Here is a 14,659-nt window from a genome sequence, read left to right on the forward strand (position 1 = left end):
CTTGGCTTCGATGCGGTCCTCTCGGGAGCCTTCGACCGGTGCACTCATGCTGCACTTCTCCGCCTGCAACGACCAAAGCATAATTGAAGAATCTGCGGTTCCCGTCACCCCTTGCAAAGTCACACGTGGTCGTAATCCACCACCACCCGGTCGGTCTTCGGATGCGCCTGGCAGGTCAGGATGAAGCCGGCCGCGAGCTCCCAGGGCTCCAGCGAGTAGTTGAGGTCCATCGCCGCCTCGCCCTCGACCAGCCGGGCGCGGCAGGTGGAGCACATGCCGCCCTTGCAGGCATAGGGCAGGTCCATGCCGGCGCGCAAAGCCGCGTCCAGGATGCTCTCGCCGTCCGCCACCGGCACCTCGCGGCGCTTGCCGTCGACGGTCAGCACGGCGGTGCGGCTCGGCGCCTCCGGGGCGGGCGGCGCGGGCTTCGGCCGCGGCCGGCCGCCCAAGGCGGAGACGAACAGCTCGACATGCACCTTCGCGGTGTCGACGCCGAGCTCCGTTAGCGCCTCGCTGATCTCCCGGCTCATCCCCTCCGGGCCGCAGAGATAGACCTCGTCGACCATCTCGGCCGGCACGACCAGCCGCAGCAGGCGGCGCGCCTTGTCGCCGTCCAGCCGGCCGCTGAGGATCGGCAGATCCTGCTCCTCCTGCGACAGCACGTGGAACACCGAGAGCCGGCCGAGATGGCGATCCTTGAGTTCCTCCAGCGCCTCGCGGAACAGGATCTCGCTGGTGGAACGGTTGCCGTAGAACAGCAAGAAGCGGCTCTCCGGCTCGCGCGCCAGCACGCCGCGCAGGATCGACAGCACCGGGGTGATGCCCGACCCGGCGGCGAAGCCGACATGGATGCGCGCCCGGTCCGGCATGCAGGGCGCGCCGAAGCGGCCGGTCGGGGTCATCACCTCGATCGCGTCGCCGGGCGTCAGCGTGCGGTTGATCCAGTCGGAGAAGACGCCGCCTTCGACCCGCTTCACCGCGATGCGCAGCTCGCCGTCGTCGGGGCCGGAGCAGATCGAGTAGGAGCGGCGCAGATCCTCGCCGTCGACAGTGGCGCGCAGCGTCAGGTACTGGCCCGGGTGGAACCGGTAGTCGGCGGCCAGGTCCGGCGGCACGTCGAAGGCGATCGAGACGGCGTCGGCGGTCTCGCGCCGCACGTCCCGGACGGTCAGGCGGTGGAAGCGCGGCGGGGCGGTCAGTGGCATTTGAAATAGTCGAAGGGCTCGCGGCAGTCGGTGCAGCGCCACAGCGCCTTGCAGGCGGTGGAGCCGAATTCCGACAGGCGCTCGGTGCGGGTCGACCCGCAGCGCGGGCAGGGCACGGCCTCGGCTCCGAACAGGGCGCGCCGGCCGGCGCCGTCCTGCGGTGGGGCGATGCCATAGATAGCCAGCTTGCGCCGCGCCTCCGGCGTCAGCCAGGCGGTGGTCCAGGCCGGCGACAGCACGGTGCGGATATGGGCGCCGCCGATCCCCGCCCGCTCCAGCGCCAGCCCGACCTCCAGCGCGATCACGCTCATTGCCGGGCAGCCGGAATAGGTCGGGGTGATCGCCACCTCGACCCGTCCGTCCTGGACCGTGACGTCCCGCAGGATGCCGAGATCGGCGATGGTCAGCACCGGCAGCTCCGGATCGGCGACCGCGGCGGCGGCGTTCCAGGCGCGCTGCCGGAGGGCTTCGGTGTCGGCTGCCGGCCGCGTCACCATTTCGCCCCCGGATAGGTCCGCTGCAGGACCTGCAGCTCGCTCAGCAGATGGCCGAGATGCTCGCTGTGCTTTCCGTCGCGGCCGCCGCGCTGGGCCCAGCCGCGGGGCGGGACGGCCAGAGTCCCCTCGGCCAGGATCTCGGCCACGGTGCGTGACCAGGTCCCGCGCAGGCTCTCTGGGTCGACCGCGATGCCCTGGGCGATCAGATCGCGCTCGCCTTCATCCGGCTCGTACCATTCGCCGGTGTAGGGCCACAGCTCCTCCACCGCGGCCTGCGCCCGGGCATGGCTCTCCTCGGTGCCGTCGCCGAGGCGGATCACCCATTCCGCGGCATGGCGCAGGTGATAGGCGCTCTCCTTCTCCGATTTCGCGGCGATCGCGGCCAAGGTCGGGTCGGCGGAGCCGGTCATGGCCCGCCAATAGGGATCGGCGAAGGCGGAGTAGAAGAACTGCCGCACGATTGTGTGGGCGAAGTCGCCGTTCGGCCGCTCGACCAGCAGCAGGTTGCGGTACTGCCGCACGTCGCGCAGATAGGCGTAGCGGTCCTCGTCGTTGCCGGCGCCTTCGACCTCCGCCGCGTAGCCGTAGAGGGCGCGGGCCTGGCCGATCAGGTCGAGCCCGATATTGGCCAGCGCCATGTCCTCTTCCATCATCGGCGCATGGCCGCACCATTCCGACAGGCGGTGGCCCAGGATCAGCGCATCGTCGGCCCGCGCCAGCAGATAGCGGACCAGCGGCGCCTCGGCGATGGTGATCGAACCGGCGGTCATGTCACATATGCCCGATCTCGTCGGGCACGTCGTAGAAGGTCGGGTGGCGGTAGATCTTGCTCGCCGCCGGCTCGAACATCATGCCCTTGTCGGCGGGGTCGGAGGCGGTGATGGCGTTGGACGGCACCACCCAGATCGACAGCCCCTCGCCGCGGCGGGTGTAGAGGTCACGCGCCGCCTGCAGCGCCATGGTCGCATCCGCCGCGTGCAGCGACCCGACATGCTTGTGCGCCAGCCCGTTGCGGCTGCGGATGAAGACTTCCCAGAGGGGAAAGGTCTGCTCGGTCATGGCGTCTCCTCCGCCTCAGGCCGCCGCCCGGGCGCGGCGTTTCTCGGCATAGGCCAGGGCCGCCTCGCGCACCCAGGCGCCGTCGTCATGCGCCTTGCGCCGCGCCGCCATCCGGTCGCGGTTGCACGGGCCGTTGCCGGCCAGGACCCGCTTGAACTCGTCCCAGTCGATGGCCCCGTGCTCCCAATGCCCGGTCTCGGCGTTGAACTTCAGGTCGGGGTCGGGCGGGAACAGGCCGATGAACTGGGCCTGCGGCACGGTGGCGTCGATGAATTTCTGGCGCAGCTCGTCGTTGGAGAAGCGCTTGATCTTCCATTTCATCGAGGTGTCGCTGTGCTGGCTGGCTGAATCCGGCGGCCCGAACATCATCAGGCAGGGCCACCACCAGCGGTCCAGCGCGTCCTGCGCCATCGCCTTCTGCTCCGGCGTGCCGCGGGCGAGCGTGACCATGATCTCGTAGCCCTGGCGCTGGTGGAAGGATTCCTCCTTGCACACCCGGATCATGGCGCGGGCGTAAGGCCCGTAGGAGCAGCGGCACAGCGGGATCTGGTTCATGATCGCGGCGCCGTCGACCAGCCAGCCGATGGCGCCGATATCGGCCCAGGTCAGGGTCGGGTAGTTGAAGATCGAGGAATACTTGGCCTTTCCGGTGAGAAGCTGGTCGACCAGTTCCTCGCGCGTGATGCCCAGCGTCTCGGCCGCGGCGTAGAGGTAGAGGCCGTGGCCGCATTCGTCCTGCACCTTGGCCAGGAGGGCCGCCTTGCGCCGCAAGGTCGGCGCCCGGGTGATCCAGTTGCCCTCCGGCAGCATGCCGACGATCTCGGAATGGGCGTGCTGGGAGATCTGGCGGATCAGGGTCTTGCGATAGGCCTCGGGCATCCAGTCATTCGGCTCGATCCGCTCCTCGGCGTCGATCCGCTCCTGGAACCGGGCGGCGAGGGCGGCGTCCTCGACCGGGCGGGCCGCGGCGTCGGTGGCGTTGAGGGCCTGCGTGTACATGGCATCCAGCCTCCCATGGCCTCAATGAATCATATGTCACAGAAAAGTTGATCGTCAATGATTTTGGTAACATATCGCCGCCTTCTTATTCGTCATCGCGAGGCGCGCAGCGCCGTGGCGATCCAGGGCCGGTGACGCTGGATGGCCACGCCCCTTCGGGGCTCGCCATGACGGTGAAGGGGCGTTCTACCTGAACCGCGCCCAGAGCTCCGGGCCCGGCGGGGGCAGGGGGCCGGATTCGGCCTGGCCGTTCTCGTCCAGCCAGCGCTCCGATGCCGGCAACAGCCGGTGGTAGAGGTCGGCGCACAGAGTGCGGGCGGCGGTGCCGGGCCAGTCCGGCGGCAGCAGGTTGGCCGGCAGCACCGGGTCGCGCAGGACGATGCGGCGCCAGGCGTGGATCAGCAGGATGCGGGCGATGAAGCTGTCGAGGTCCGACAGCGCGCCGCCCGCCACCAGCGCCGCCCGCAGCGGCCCGAAGGTCTCGAGGAAGCGGCGATAGGCGGCGGCGGTCCGGTCCAGGGGCCAGCTCAGCGCCGCCAGCCGGCGCCGGGACTCGGCGTCGGCCGAGGCCTCCAGGCGCAGCGCGTCCGCAGCCTCCGGCGGGATCGTGGCGCCGGCCGGCGCCACCCAGACGCCCGGGGCGGCACTGCCGAAACCGGCGGCCTGCAGGGCCACGCGCGCGGTCTCGCGGTTCTCGCCATTGCCCGGCAGCACCAGCACGAAGCCGCCGCCCGGGGCCGGGGGATGGGCGTTGTAGATGTGCTCGGTGGCGGTCCGGAACGTCTCCCGCCCACGCTCCGCCAGGCGGTAGAAGCTGTTGCGGCCGATCCGGCTGCGCTCCAGCCAGCCATCGGCCGCCAGCCGCGACATCGCCGTCCGCACCACCCCATCGCCGATACCGAGCGCATGCAGGAAGGCGGAGAGCGTGCCGACCCACAGCGACCCGCCGCGCGGCACGATCGCGTCGCCATAGACCGTGATGATGATCGACCAGGTGCGCGACGGCTCGGCCTTCAGGCTCTCCAGGGCCCGGCGCAGGGCGGTGCGGGGCATGGCGGCGCCGGTCAGGCGGTTTCCATCCGCCGGCGGGGCGCGGCCTTGCTCTGCACCGCCGCCACCGCATCCGCGGCGCCGGACAGGACCAGCTCGGTGGCCAGCCGGGCATAGTCGGCGCGGCTCAGCCCCTTGCCCTCGCGGAACCAGAGATAGTGCCAGTTCAGCATGCCGAACAGCGACATGGTCAGCGGCATCAAGGGGGTGCGGTCGGCGGCCAATGGCGGCACCGCCGCGGCCAGCGCGTCGGCGAAGATCCGCACCAGCTTCCGCTCCAGCTCCTTCAGCTGCTCCTGCTGGTCCGGCGGCAGCAGCTTCAGGCTGGTGATCTGGACCTGATGCTCGGCATCGGCGTCGCGATAGGCGTCCAGCAGCACAGCGACAATGGCGTGCAGCCGGTCGCGCGCGCTGGCCGGCGTGGCCGCCGCCTCCTCAACCACCGCGACCAGCATGGACAGATGATGGTCGAGGATGTCGAACAGCACCGCGTCCTTGTCGCGGTAGTAGTGATACAGCAGCGCCTTCGACATGCCGCAGGCTTCGGCGATCTTGGTGATCGAGGCGCCGGTGAAGCCGTGCCGGGCGAACAGCTCCGCCGTCCGATGCAGGATCGCCTGCCGCTTCTCGTCGTAATCATGGGCGCGGGTGCGGGCCATGACCTCCGGTCCGTTCGCGAGTCGTCAACCGGACCAGCCTTAGGGCATCGCCGCCGCAGATCAAGAATTCTCTGAGCGTTCGATCAATGAATTCCCGAGGCATCGTCGCCGGCGGGGCGATCCTGTTCCGATGGGCCGCGGCGCCAGGGCTTCGTCGCCCCGAGCGTGTCGGCCATCACCGCGCCGCGCTGCCCCATCGGCTTGTCGCCATCAATGGTGCTGTCGCGGGCCGTCTGATGCTCCATTTCCGCGTTCAGCTCGGCGCCGATCAGGAAGACCACGGTCGACAGCCAGATCCAGGTCAGGAAGCCGATCACCGCCCCGAGCGACCCGTAGGCGGCGTCGTAGTCGCCGAAGCGGGCGACGTACCAGGAGAACAGCATCGAGCCGCCGATCCAGACCAGGGCCGCGACCGCGCTGCCCCAGCTGATCCACTGCCAGCGGGCCTCCCGGCGGCTCGGGCCGAACCGGTACAGCAGCGACAGCCCGATGATCGTGAGCACCAGAAGCGCGGGCCAGCGCAGCAGCCAGACCAGGGTGCCGGCGACCGATCCGAGGCCGACGAAGGTGAGGACGACCGGCACGACCACGACGCCGACAAGGGCGAGGACGACGAAGACGAGGGCGAGTGCTGTGAACAGGAGTGAGACGGCGTTGAGCCGGAAGAAGCTGCGCTTCTCCGTCTCGTCATAGACGGCGTTCAGCGCGTCGAACAGCGCCTTCATCCCGGCATTCGCGCTCCACAGCGAGATGGCGAGGCCGGCGAAGAAGGCGAGGCCGAGGGCCTGGCGGGGCTGGCTGGCGATGCGGTGCAGCTGCTCTCCGATCACCTCCATCCCCCCGCTCGGCAGGATGAAGGCCAAGTCGGAGATGTTCCGTTCGACGGTGGCGGGATCGGCCACGAAGCCGTACAGCGACACGATCACGCCGATCGCGGGGAACATCGCCAGCAGGGCGTAATAGGCCACGCCGGCGGCGAGGGCGAAGACGCGGTCGTCGTCGATCTCGGCCCAGACCCGCCACAGGATGTCCAGCCAGCCGCGCCGCGGGATCTCGCCCGGCGTCCGCGCGCCGCGGCCGTGCCCGTCTTCCGTCGACGTGCGCTCGTCAGCCCGCTGCCTTGTCATCGGGCTCCCCAACCGATGCCGACCTGTAACGCCGAACGGCAGGGGAAGCGGGAGCGTTCCGCCGGCGTGAGGCGTGCGGCTTACCGCTCGGCCAGGGCCAGCTTGGCGCCGAGGGCGACGAAGGCGGCGGCGAAGGTGCGACGCATCCAGGCCAGCACCCGCGGGCGCGAGATCACATGGTCGCGCACCGCGGCGGCACAGAGGCCGTAGACGGCGAAGACCAGGAAGGTCATCAGCATGAACACGCCGCTCAGCTCCAGCATCCGGGCCAGCGGCTGGGCCTCGTTCGCGCTGACGAATTGCGGCAGGAAGGCGACGAAGAAGATCGACAGCTTGGGGTTCAGGATGTTGATCAGCACCGCCGTCACCGTGACCTGCAGCGCCGAGCGGCCGCCGACCTCCTTCTCGACCTTCAGCGCCCCGTGCTCGCGCAGCGTGTTCCAGGCCATCCACAAGAGATAGGCGACGCCGAGATATTTGAAGATCTCGAAGGCCAGCGCGCTGGTGTGGAGGAGGGCGGCCAGCCCCAGGATCGCCGCCGCCATGTGCGGCACGATGCCGAGGGTGCAGCCGAAGGCGGCGACGACGCTGGCGCGCGACCCGCGGGTCAGCCCGGCCGCCAGGGTGTAGAGCACGCCGGTGCCGGGCGAGGCGACGATGATCAGTGAGGTGATCAGGAACTCGATGCTCACGGCTGCGCTCCTCCCCTAAGGCTGCGCCGCCACGATGCCCCGGTTGGGCCGGCCGGGCAAGGAGTTCGCTGATGGGCCGGGGCCACCCCCTCACCCGAAATCGCTGCGCGATTTCGACCTCTCCCCAAGGAGAGGTGTAAGGGCCATGGCGCGCATTCCCCTCTCCTCGGGGAGAGGGAGGGACCCGGCGCCGAAGGCGACGGGAGGGTGAGGGGGCGGCTCGGTTTCAGACCGGGATCGCCACGCTGTTCTTGATCTCGCGCAGGGCGAAGTTCGAGCTGATGTGCTGTACCGCCGGGCTGGTGAACACCACCTCCTTGAGGAACTTCTCATAGTCCAGCGGGCTGCGGGTCACGATCCGCAGGATGTAGTCGGCCGATCCGGTCATGGAATAGAATTCCAGCACCTCCGGCCGCTCGGCGATCCGCTGCTCGAAGGCGGCGATCTGCTCGGCATCGTGCTTGGCCAGGGTGACGTGGGCGAAGGCGGTCTCGCCATAGCCCAGCCGGGCCGGGTCGACCCGGGCGACGTAGTCCTTGATCACCCCGCGCTCCTCCAGCGATTTCAGCCGCCGCCAGGTCGGCGAGGTCGACAGGCCGATGGCGTCGGCCAGCTCCTGCACGCTCTGCCGGGCGTTGCGCTGAAGCGCCTCCAGGATGGCGCGCTCGAACCGGTCCAGGGTCTCGGCATCCGTGGGCATGAATCCTCCCTGATCCTCATAATTCGGGCAAATCATACCTGAGATGGATCGGATCCGTGCCGACTTCGGCAAAACTTTTCCGCGGGTCGGGCGCATCCTTCTCCTGGAGATGCGCCCTGCGCGTCCGGTCGGAACCCCCAGCAGAAGGACGACCCCCGTGACCGCTCTCGCCTTTCCGCAGCCCCGGCGCCCCCTGGCGAACGCGCCCGACCCCGGCTTCGACTGGCGCCGCGTCGCCCAGCTCCTGCACCTCTCCCGCGCCCTCGACACGCTGGAGGAAACGGTGCTGGCGCCGCAGAAGAAGGTGCTCTACCAGTTCTCCGCCCGCGGCCATGACCTGGCGCAGATCCTGCTGGGCACAAGGCTGACCGACCCGCGGGACGCGGTCAGCGGCTATTACCGGTCCCGGCCGATCCTGCTGACGCTCGGTGTCGACCCGGCCGACGCGCTCGGTTCCTCGATGGCGCGGGACCAGGGCTATTCGGCCGGCCGCGACATCGGCGCGGTGTTCAACTTCCCGAACCTCTCCGGCCCCTCGGCCCTGCCGATGTGCGGCGGGGTCGGCGCCCAATACACTCCGGCCGCCGGCTGGGCCCAGGCGATCGAATACGGCCGCACCGTGCTGCCTGTCAGTAGCGCCGAGGGGCCGGCCTGCGACCGTGCCATCGCCGTCGCCCTCGGCGGTGACGCCTCGGTCGCAACCAACGGCTTCTGGTCGGCCCTGACCATCGCCACCACCCAGAATCTGCCGCTGCTGTTCTTCATCGAGGACAACGGCTACGGCATCTCCGTGCCGTCGCGGTTCCAGACCCCGGGCGGCGACATCGCCGCCAACCTCGCCAGCTTCCGCGGCCTCGAGGTGATGGCCGGCGACGGCACCGACCCGGCCGAGGCGGCGCGGCTGATCGACGCCGCCGTCGCCCATGTCCGCGACACCCGCGGCCCCTGCCTCTTGCGGCTCAGCGTGCCGCGGCTGGAGGGCCACAGCTTCCAGGACACCCAGGCCTACAAGCCGGCGGAGACGGTGGCGGCGGAATGGGCCCGCGACCCGCTGCCCAAGCTGAAGCACTTCCTGGTCCCGGCGGTGCTGGAGGAGGCGGAGTGGGCCGCGCTGGCCGCCGAGGCCGAGGCGGTGGCGGAGGCGGCGCGGGCCCGGGCCGAGGCGCGGCCGCTGCCCGACCCCGCCGCGGTGACCAACCACGTCTTCTTCGAGGGCGAGCCGCCGGCCATGGGCGGGCTGCGCAGCCTGGGCATCGTCCCGCCCGCGGGCCGCGACACGCCGCAGCCGGAAGGGCCGCGGATCAACATGGTCACCGCCATCCGCCGCACCCTGGACCACGAGCTGTCCATCAATCCGCGCATGGTGGTGCTGGGCGAAGACATCGGGGCGAAGGGCGGCGTCCATGCCGTGACGCTGGGGCTGCAGGAGAAGTTCGGCGCCGCCCGGGTGATGGACACCAGCCTGTCGGAGGAGGGTATCGTCGGCCGCGCCGTCGGCATGGCGCTGGCCGGCCTCTTGCCGGTTCCGGAGATCCAGTTCCGCAAATACGCCGATCCGGCGGTGGAGCAGATCAACGATTGCGGCACGATCCGCTGGCGCACCGGCAACCGCTTCGCGGCGCCGGTGGTGCTGCGCATGCCGGTCGGCTTCCTGAAATGCGGCGATCCCTGGCACAGCCAGACCAACGAGGTGCAGTTCGTGCACGCGCCGGGCTGGAAGGTGGCGGTTCCGTCCAACGCCGAGGACGCGGTCGGCCTGCTGCGGGCGGCGCTGCGCGGCGACGACCCGGTGATGGTCCTGGAGCACCGCGCCATGCTCGATGCCGCCTGGGCCCGCCGGCCCTATCCGGGCGACGACTACGTGCTGCCCTTCGGCCGGGCCCGGACCACGATGGAGGGCCGGGACCTCACCATCGTCACCTGGGGCGCCATGGTCGAGCGGGCGGAGGAGGCGGCGCGGAGCAGCGGCAAGTCGGTCGAGGTGATCGACCTGCGCACGCTGATGCCATGGGACAGCGAGGCCGTGCTGACCTCGATCGCCCGCACGAGGCGCTGCCTGATCGTGCACGAGGATCTGCGCACCGGCGGCTTCGGGGCGGAGATCGCGGCGGTGGTGGCGGACCAGGCCTTTCTCGACCTCGACGCCCCGGTGGCGCGGTTGACCATGCCGGACATCCCCAGCCCGCACAGCCCGGTGCTGCTGGAAGCCGCGGTGCCGTCGGTCGAGCGCATCCGCGACAGGATCCTCGAGCTGACCGGGTTCTGACATGGCCGACACGATAGAAGCTGGACCGGTCGATGTGGTCGCGCCGGTCCAGCAGGAGGGCAGCAAGGCGGCGGTGCGGGGCTGGCTCGCCGCCGTCGGCGACACGGTGCGCGAAGGCGACCCGCTGGTCGAGCTGGAGACCGACAAGGTCACGGTCGAGGTCCCGGCCCCGGCCTCCGGCACCCTGGCGGAGATCCTGGTCCCGGTCGGGCAGGACGCGGCGCCAGGCGCGGTGCTGGGGCGAGTTGCTCTGCACGAACCGTCGCGTGACCTCTCCCGCGGGGCGGGAGAGGTCGGGCGTCCGCAGGACGACCGGGTGAGGGCTGGCACCGGCCTCGACAAAGGGCCCTCACCCGGAGCCGCTGGCGCGGCTCCGACCTCTCCCGCAAGCGGGAGAGGCAACGCAGATATCCTTTCGGGGGAGCGCTCCATCGCCGATTTCGACCCGGCGCTGCGGCTGTCGCCCTCGGTGCGCAAGCTGCTGGTCGAGACCAGGCTCGATCCCGCCGGGCTGGCCGGCAGCGGCAAGGACGGGCGGCTGACCCGCCAGGATGTCGAGCAGGAGGTCGCCCGCCGGCAGGCTGAAGCGAAACCGAGTCCCAGCACGGCCCTCCGGTCGCACCGCATTCCTCACGACGCCATGCGCCGGCGGATCGCCGAGCACATGGCGCATTCCGTCGCCACGGCGCCGCATGTCACCGCCGTCTTCGAGGCGGATTTCGGCGCCGTGTTGGCGCATCGCCAAGCGCATAAGACGGCATTCGAGCGCCAGGGCGTGGCCCTGACCGTCACCGCCTATCTGGTCCAGGCCTGCGTCGCGGCGATGAGGGCGGTGCCCACGGTCAACAGCCGCTGGCACGACGATGCGCTGGAGGTGTTCGACGACATCAACATCGGCATCGGCACGGCGCTGGGCGACAAGGGGCTTGTCGTGCCGGTGGTGCACCGGGCGCAGTCGCTGTCGCTGCTCGGCATCGCCGCGCGGCTGCAGGAGGCGACGGCGCTGGCCCGGGCCGGCAAGCTGGCGCCGGCCGACGTGCAGGGCGGCACCTTCACCATCTCGAACCACGGCGTCTCGGGCTCGCTCCTCGCGGCGCCGATCATCATCAACCAGCCGCAGGTCGCCATCCTCGGCGTCGGCAAGGTCGAGAAGCGGGTGGTGGTGCGTGAGGTGAGCGGCGCCGACGCGATGCTGATCCGGCCGATGGCCTATGTCTCGCTGACCATCGACCACCGCGCCCTCGACGGTGCCCAGACCAACGCCTGGCTGACCCGCTTCGTCGAGACGATCGAGGCCTGGCCGGCAGCCTAGGCGACGCAAGCGGTTGCGATCGATCCCGCTTCACGAGCCTGCCGCTCCAGCAGCATCACGTCGCCGAATTCGTGGCCGCGATAGCCCTCGGTGGCGAGGGCAGCCGACAGCCCATCCAGCACCTTGTCCGGGGCGAAGGCGCGCAGCAGCTCGAAATGGCTCTCGCCCGGCTGGTGCATCCCGGTGAGGATCGCGTCGGCTACGCGCAGCCGGGTGCCGGGCCCGATCCGGTTGGTCGCGATCCCGTCGCCGGCGCGGATCGTGCCGTCCGCCTCGGCCGCGGCTTCGAGGGCACGGACCACGGTGGTGCCGATGGCGACGATGCGGCCGCCTTTGGCTTTCGTCCGGGCGATCGCCGCCGCGGTCCGCTCCGGGATCCGGTACGGCTCGTCGAAGGGCAGGCGGCGGTCGAGCGCCGGGTCGCCGGTCGAGGAGATGCCGGCGGCATGGGTCAGCGTGGCGAAGTCGATGCCGCGACGGCGCCAGGCGGCGAGCAGCGTCCAGTCCAGCACGAAGCCGGCCGAGGGCGGCTCGAACGCCACCGGGGCGGCGGCGATACAAGTCCAGACATCCCACAGCGCCAGCGGCTCCGGCACATGCGCGTACTGGATCGGCCGGCCGTGCCGCGCCAGCCCGGCCAGGATGTCCTCTCGGCGGCCGAGGAAGCGCAGCCGGACCAGCCGCGGATGACCGAGGCGGCGCTCGACCACGGCGTTCAGCGGCCCGAGCGAGAGGTGATCGCCCGCCGATAGGGACGGCGGCGCCGGCCGGTCCTCGGTGCGGATGCGGTGGTCGCCGGCGCCGAAGACGATGGCGGCGAAGCGGGTCGGGTCGCCGGGCGCGACCCAGCCGGCCAGCCGCACCTCGATCGGCCCGCCGCTGGCGGCGTGCAGGCCGGACAGGCTCGCCGGCAGGGTCGCGGCGTCGTTGGCGACGACCAGGTCGCCCGGGGACAGCAGCGTCGCCAGCGCCGCGCGCGGCAGATGCCGCGTCCGGCCGTCGGCATCGACGGCGCAGAGCCGGGCGGCAGGCCGGTCGGGGCAGTCGGCGGCGATCATGCGGCCCCTCCGACCCGCTGCTCGGCGGCGCGGCCCGGCAGGGCGGCCAGCACGGCCTGCACGATCTCCGCGGCGGAGGCCTCGGGCATCTTCAGCGTCGCCGGGTCCGCATCCGGCACGGCGAGCGCGTGCAGCGGCGTGTCCATGTCGCCGGGATCGATCGACAGGAAGCGCACGCCCTCGGCCTTGGTCTCCTCGGCCCAGATCGCGGTCAGGTGGCGCAGCGCCGCCTTGCTGGCGCTGTAGGCGCCCCAGCCGGCATAGGCGTTGATCGCGGCGTCGCTGGAGATGTTGATCACCACAGCGCCGCGCCCCTCGCGGGCGGAGGCGGCGAGGGCGCCGAACAGCGCCTTGGTCAGCCGGAACGGCCCGACCAGATTGACCGCCAGCGCCTGCTCCAGCTCCTCGCATTCGGTGTCGGCCAGAAGCGCGAGCGGGACCGGGCCGAGGCTGGAGGCATTGTTGACCAGCACATCGAGCCCGCCGAGCCCGGCCGTGATCTGCAGCGCGATCGGGTGGATGTCCTCCTTGCGCCCGACATCGCCGACGATGCCCTGGGCGCCCGTCTCCCGGGCGGTGCGGCCCACGGCCTCGGCGCCGCGGGCGACGAAGGCGACCCGCGCGCCCATCGCGGTCAAGAGTCGGACCAGCGCCAGCCCGAGGCCGGAGGTGCCGCCGGTGACCGCCACGCGCAGCCGCCTCAGATCGGTGTCGATAGGCATGATGGATGCTCTTCTCGTCCGGAGCTTCCATCGATACAAGTTCAAGTCAGGTTTAGGTCAAGGGGATTTTGCAAGGAAAGACTTTGTCAATTCGGCAAGGCCGTCATGGCGAGCCCCGAAGGGGCGTGGCCATCCAGCGGCACCGCCCTCCTGGATGGCCACGTCGGCTTCGCCTCCTCGCCATGACGAAGAAGGGGCAGCCCTACCCCCACACCTCCCTTGCGATCTCCACGATCATCGCCAGCTTCGCCCATTGCTCGTCCTCGGCCAGGATGTTGCCCTCCTCGGTGCTGGCGAAGCCGCATTGCGGGCTGAGGCAGAGCTGGTCGAGGTCGACGAACTTCGCCGCCTCGTCGATCCGACGCTTGATGTCGTCCTTCTTCTCCAAGGTGCCGGTCTTGGAGGTGACGAGGCCCAGCACCACGGTCTTGCCCTTGGGCAGGAAGCGCAGCGGCTCGAAGCCGCCGGCACGCTCGGTATCCCATTCCATGAAATAGGCGTCGACGCCGATGCCGTTGAACAGCAGTTCCGCCACCGGCTCGTAGCCGCCCGAGGCGATGAAGGTGGAGCGGAAATTGCCGCGGCAGAGATGCATGCTGATCACCATGTCCGACGGCCGGCCCGCGATCGCGGCGTTGATTATGCCGGCATAGATCTCCGGCTGCTTCACCGGGTCGTCGCCGCGCTCGGCCAGCATGCGCCGCTGCTCCGGGTCGCAGAGATAGGCGAAGCTGACGTCGTCGAGCTGCAGGTAGCGGCAGCCCGCGTCGGCGAAGGCGGCGACGGCACCGGCATAAGCCTGGCCGAGATCGGCGTAGAAGCCCTCCATCTCGGGGTAGACCTGGGCATCGATCATCTGCCGCCCGCCGCGGTAATGCAGCATGCTGGGCGACGGGATCGTCATCTTCGGCACCCGGCTGGTGTTCGCCTTCAGGAACCGGAAATGCTCCAGCATCGGGTGGCCGGAGAAGCCGAGCTTGCCCACGACGCGGACGGCCTTGGGCTTCACCTGGGCGCCCTGGAACTGGATGCCGTGGTCCGCCCAGAAGCCCTCGACGCCATCGAGATACTCCAGGAAATCGAAATGCCAGAAGGCGCGGCGGAACTCGCCGTCGGTGACGGCCTGAAGCCCGATCTCCTCCTGCCGGCGCACGATCTTGCGGATCTCCTGGTCCTCGATCGCGCGCAGCTCGCCGGCCGTGATCGCGCCCTGCTCGCGCTGCTCGCGGGCGGCCTTCAGGGGGGCGGTGCGCAGCAGGCTGCCGACCATGTCGGCGCGGAAGGGCGGGGTCTGGCGCAGCATCGATTTCCTC

Annotated in this window: 15 protein-coding genes; 2 read left to right on the plus strand and 13 right to left on the minus strand. The window is 70.5% G+C overall.

Annotation, left to right across the window (positions count from 1 at the left end; all coding sequences use genetic code 11):
- Positions 1-119: 119 nt before the first annotated feature.
- The 10 genes from paaE to KXR53_RS08645 all read right to left on the minus strand — a co-directional run bounded on the left by paaE (position 120) and on the right by KXR53_RS08645 (position 7,988).
- On the minus strand, positions 120-1,205 hold the full coding sequence (gene paaE / locus KXR53_RS08600) for a 1,2-phenylacetyl-CoA epoxidase subunit PaaE (protein ID WP_437374699.1): 1,086 nt from the start codon (positions 1,203-1,205) through the stop codon (positions 120-122).
- Positions 1,196-1,702 (minus strand): 1,2-phenylacetyl-CoA epoxidase subunit PaaD, encoded by a 507-nt coding sequence (gene paaD, locus KXR53_RS08605; RefSeq protein ID WP_437374700.1) that lies wholly within the window; start codon positions 1,700-1,702, stop codon positions 1,196-1,198. Before paaD ends, paaE begins: the two co-directional genes overlap by 10 nt.
- Positions 1,696-2,472: a 1,2-phenylacetyl-CoA epoxidase subunit PaaC gene (gene paaC, locus KXR53_RS08610; protein ID WP_437374701.1), complete on the minus strand. Its 777-nt coding sequence runs from the start codon at positions 2,470-2,472 to the stop codon at positions 1,696-1,698. Before paaC ends, paaD begins: the two co-directional genes overlap by 7 nt.
- A gap of 1 nt (position 2,473) precedes the next feature.
- Positions 2,474-2,761, minus strand: coding sequence for a 1,2-phenylacetyl-CoA epoxidase subunit PaaB (gene paaB / locus KXR53_RS08615; protein ID WP_437374702.1), 288 nt, complete (start codon positions 2,759-2,761; stop codon positions 2,474-2,476).
- A gap of 15 nt (positions 2,762-2,776) precedes the next feature.
- A complete protein-coding gene (paaA, locus tag KXR53_RS08620; RefSeq protein WP_437374703.1) occupies positions 2,777-3,760 on the minus strand; it encodes a 1,2-phenylacetyl-CoA epoxidase subunit PaaA in 984 nt (327 codons plus the stop codon).
- 186 nt (positions 3,761-3,946) lie between these two features.
- Positions 3,947-4,813 (minus strand): phenylacetic acid degradation operon negative regulatory protein PaaX, encoded by an 867-nt coding sequence (gene paaX / locus KXR53_RS08625; RefSeq protein WP_437374704.1) that lies wholly within the window; start codon positions 4,811-4,813, stop codon positions 3,947-3,949.
- An 11-nt stretch (positions 4,814-4,824) separates the two neighbouring features.
- A complete protein-coding gene (locus tag KXR53_RS08630) occupies positions 4,825-5,469 on the minus strand; it encodes a TetR/AcrR family transcriptional regulator (protein ID WP_437374705.1) in 645 nt (214 codons plus the stop codon).
- Positions 5,470-5,552: 83 nt separating this feature from the next.
- Entirely contained in the window at positions 5,553-6,596 is a 1,044-nt protein-coding gene (locus KXR53_RS08635; RefSeq protein WP_437374706.1) for a YihY/virulence factor BrkB family protein, read from the minus strand.
- An 80-nt stretch (positions 6,597-6,676) separates the two neighbouring features.
- Positions 6,677-7,288 (minus strand): LysE family translocator, encoded by a 612-nt coding sequence (locus tag KXR53_RS08640; protein ID WP_437374707.1) that lies wholly within the window; start codon positions 7,286-7,288, stop codon positions 6,677-6,679.
- Positions 7,289-7,514: 226 nt separating this feature from the next.
- Entirely contained in the window at positions 7,515-7,988 is a 474-nt protein-coding gene (locus KXR53_RS08645) for an Lrp/AsnC family transcriptional regulator (RefSeq protein WP_437374708.1), read from the minus strand.
- A gap of 157 nt (positions 7,989-8,145) precedes the next feature.
- Here KXR53_RS08645 and KXR53_RS08650 point away from each other — a divergent pair, with 157 nt between their 5' ends.
- Positions 8,146-10,254 (plus strand): transketolase C-terminal domain-containing protein, encoded by a 2,109-nt coding sequence (locus tag KXR53_RS08650; protein WP_437374709.1) that lies wholly within the window; start codon positions 8,146-8,148, stop codon positions 10,252-10,254.
- Position 10,255: 1 nt separating this feature from the next.
- Positions 10,256-11,566: a dihydrolipoamide acetyltransferase family protein gene (locus tag KXR53_RS08655; protein ID WP_437374710.1), complete on the plus strand. Its 1,311-nt coding sequence runs from the start codon at positions 10,256-10,258 to the stop codon at positions 11,564-11,566.
- Here KXR53_RS08655 and KXR53_RS08660 read toward each other — a convergent pair.
- The 3 genes from KXR53_RS08660 to KXR53_RS08670 all read right to left on the minus strand — a co-directional run bounded on the left by KXR53_RS08660 (position 11,563) and on the right by KXR53_RS08670 (position 14,649).
- Positions 11,563-12,624 (minus strand): S-adenosylmethionine:tRNA ribosyltransferase-isomerase, encoded by a 1,062-nt coding sequence (locus KXR53_RS08660; RefSeq protein ID WP_437374711.1) that lies wholly within the window; start codon positions 12,622-12,624, stop codon positions 11,563-11,565. The genes KXR53_RS08655 and KXR53_RS08660 overlap by 4 nt on opposite strands.
- The gene (locus KXR53_RS08665) at positions 12,621-13,346 is read right to left on the minus strand and encodes an SDR family NAD(P)-dependent oxidoreductase (RefSeq protein ID WP_437374712.1); all 726 of its coding nucleotides are present in this window, start codon (positions 13,344-13,346) and stop codon (positions 12,621-12,623) included. The genes KXR53_RS08660 and KXR53_RS08665 overlap by 4 nt, the downstream gene beginning before the upstream one ends.
- Positions 13,347-13,548: 202 nt before the next feature.
- Positions 13,549-14,649, minus strand: a complete 1,101-nt coding sequence (locus tag KXR53_RS08670; protein WP_437374713.1) for a 5-methyltetrahydropteroyltriglutamate--homocysteine S-methyltransferase — start codon at positions 14,647-14,649, stop codon at positions 13,549-13,551.
- Positions 14,650-14,659: the final 10 nt, after the last annotated feature.

Source organism: Inquilinus limosus (assembly GCF_051487185.1).
Lineage (GTDB): Bacteria > Pseudomonadota > Alphaproteobacteria > DSM-16000 > Inquilinaceae > Inquilinus > Inquilinus limosus_F.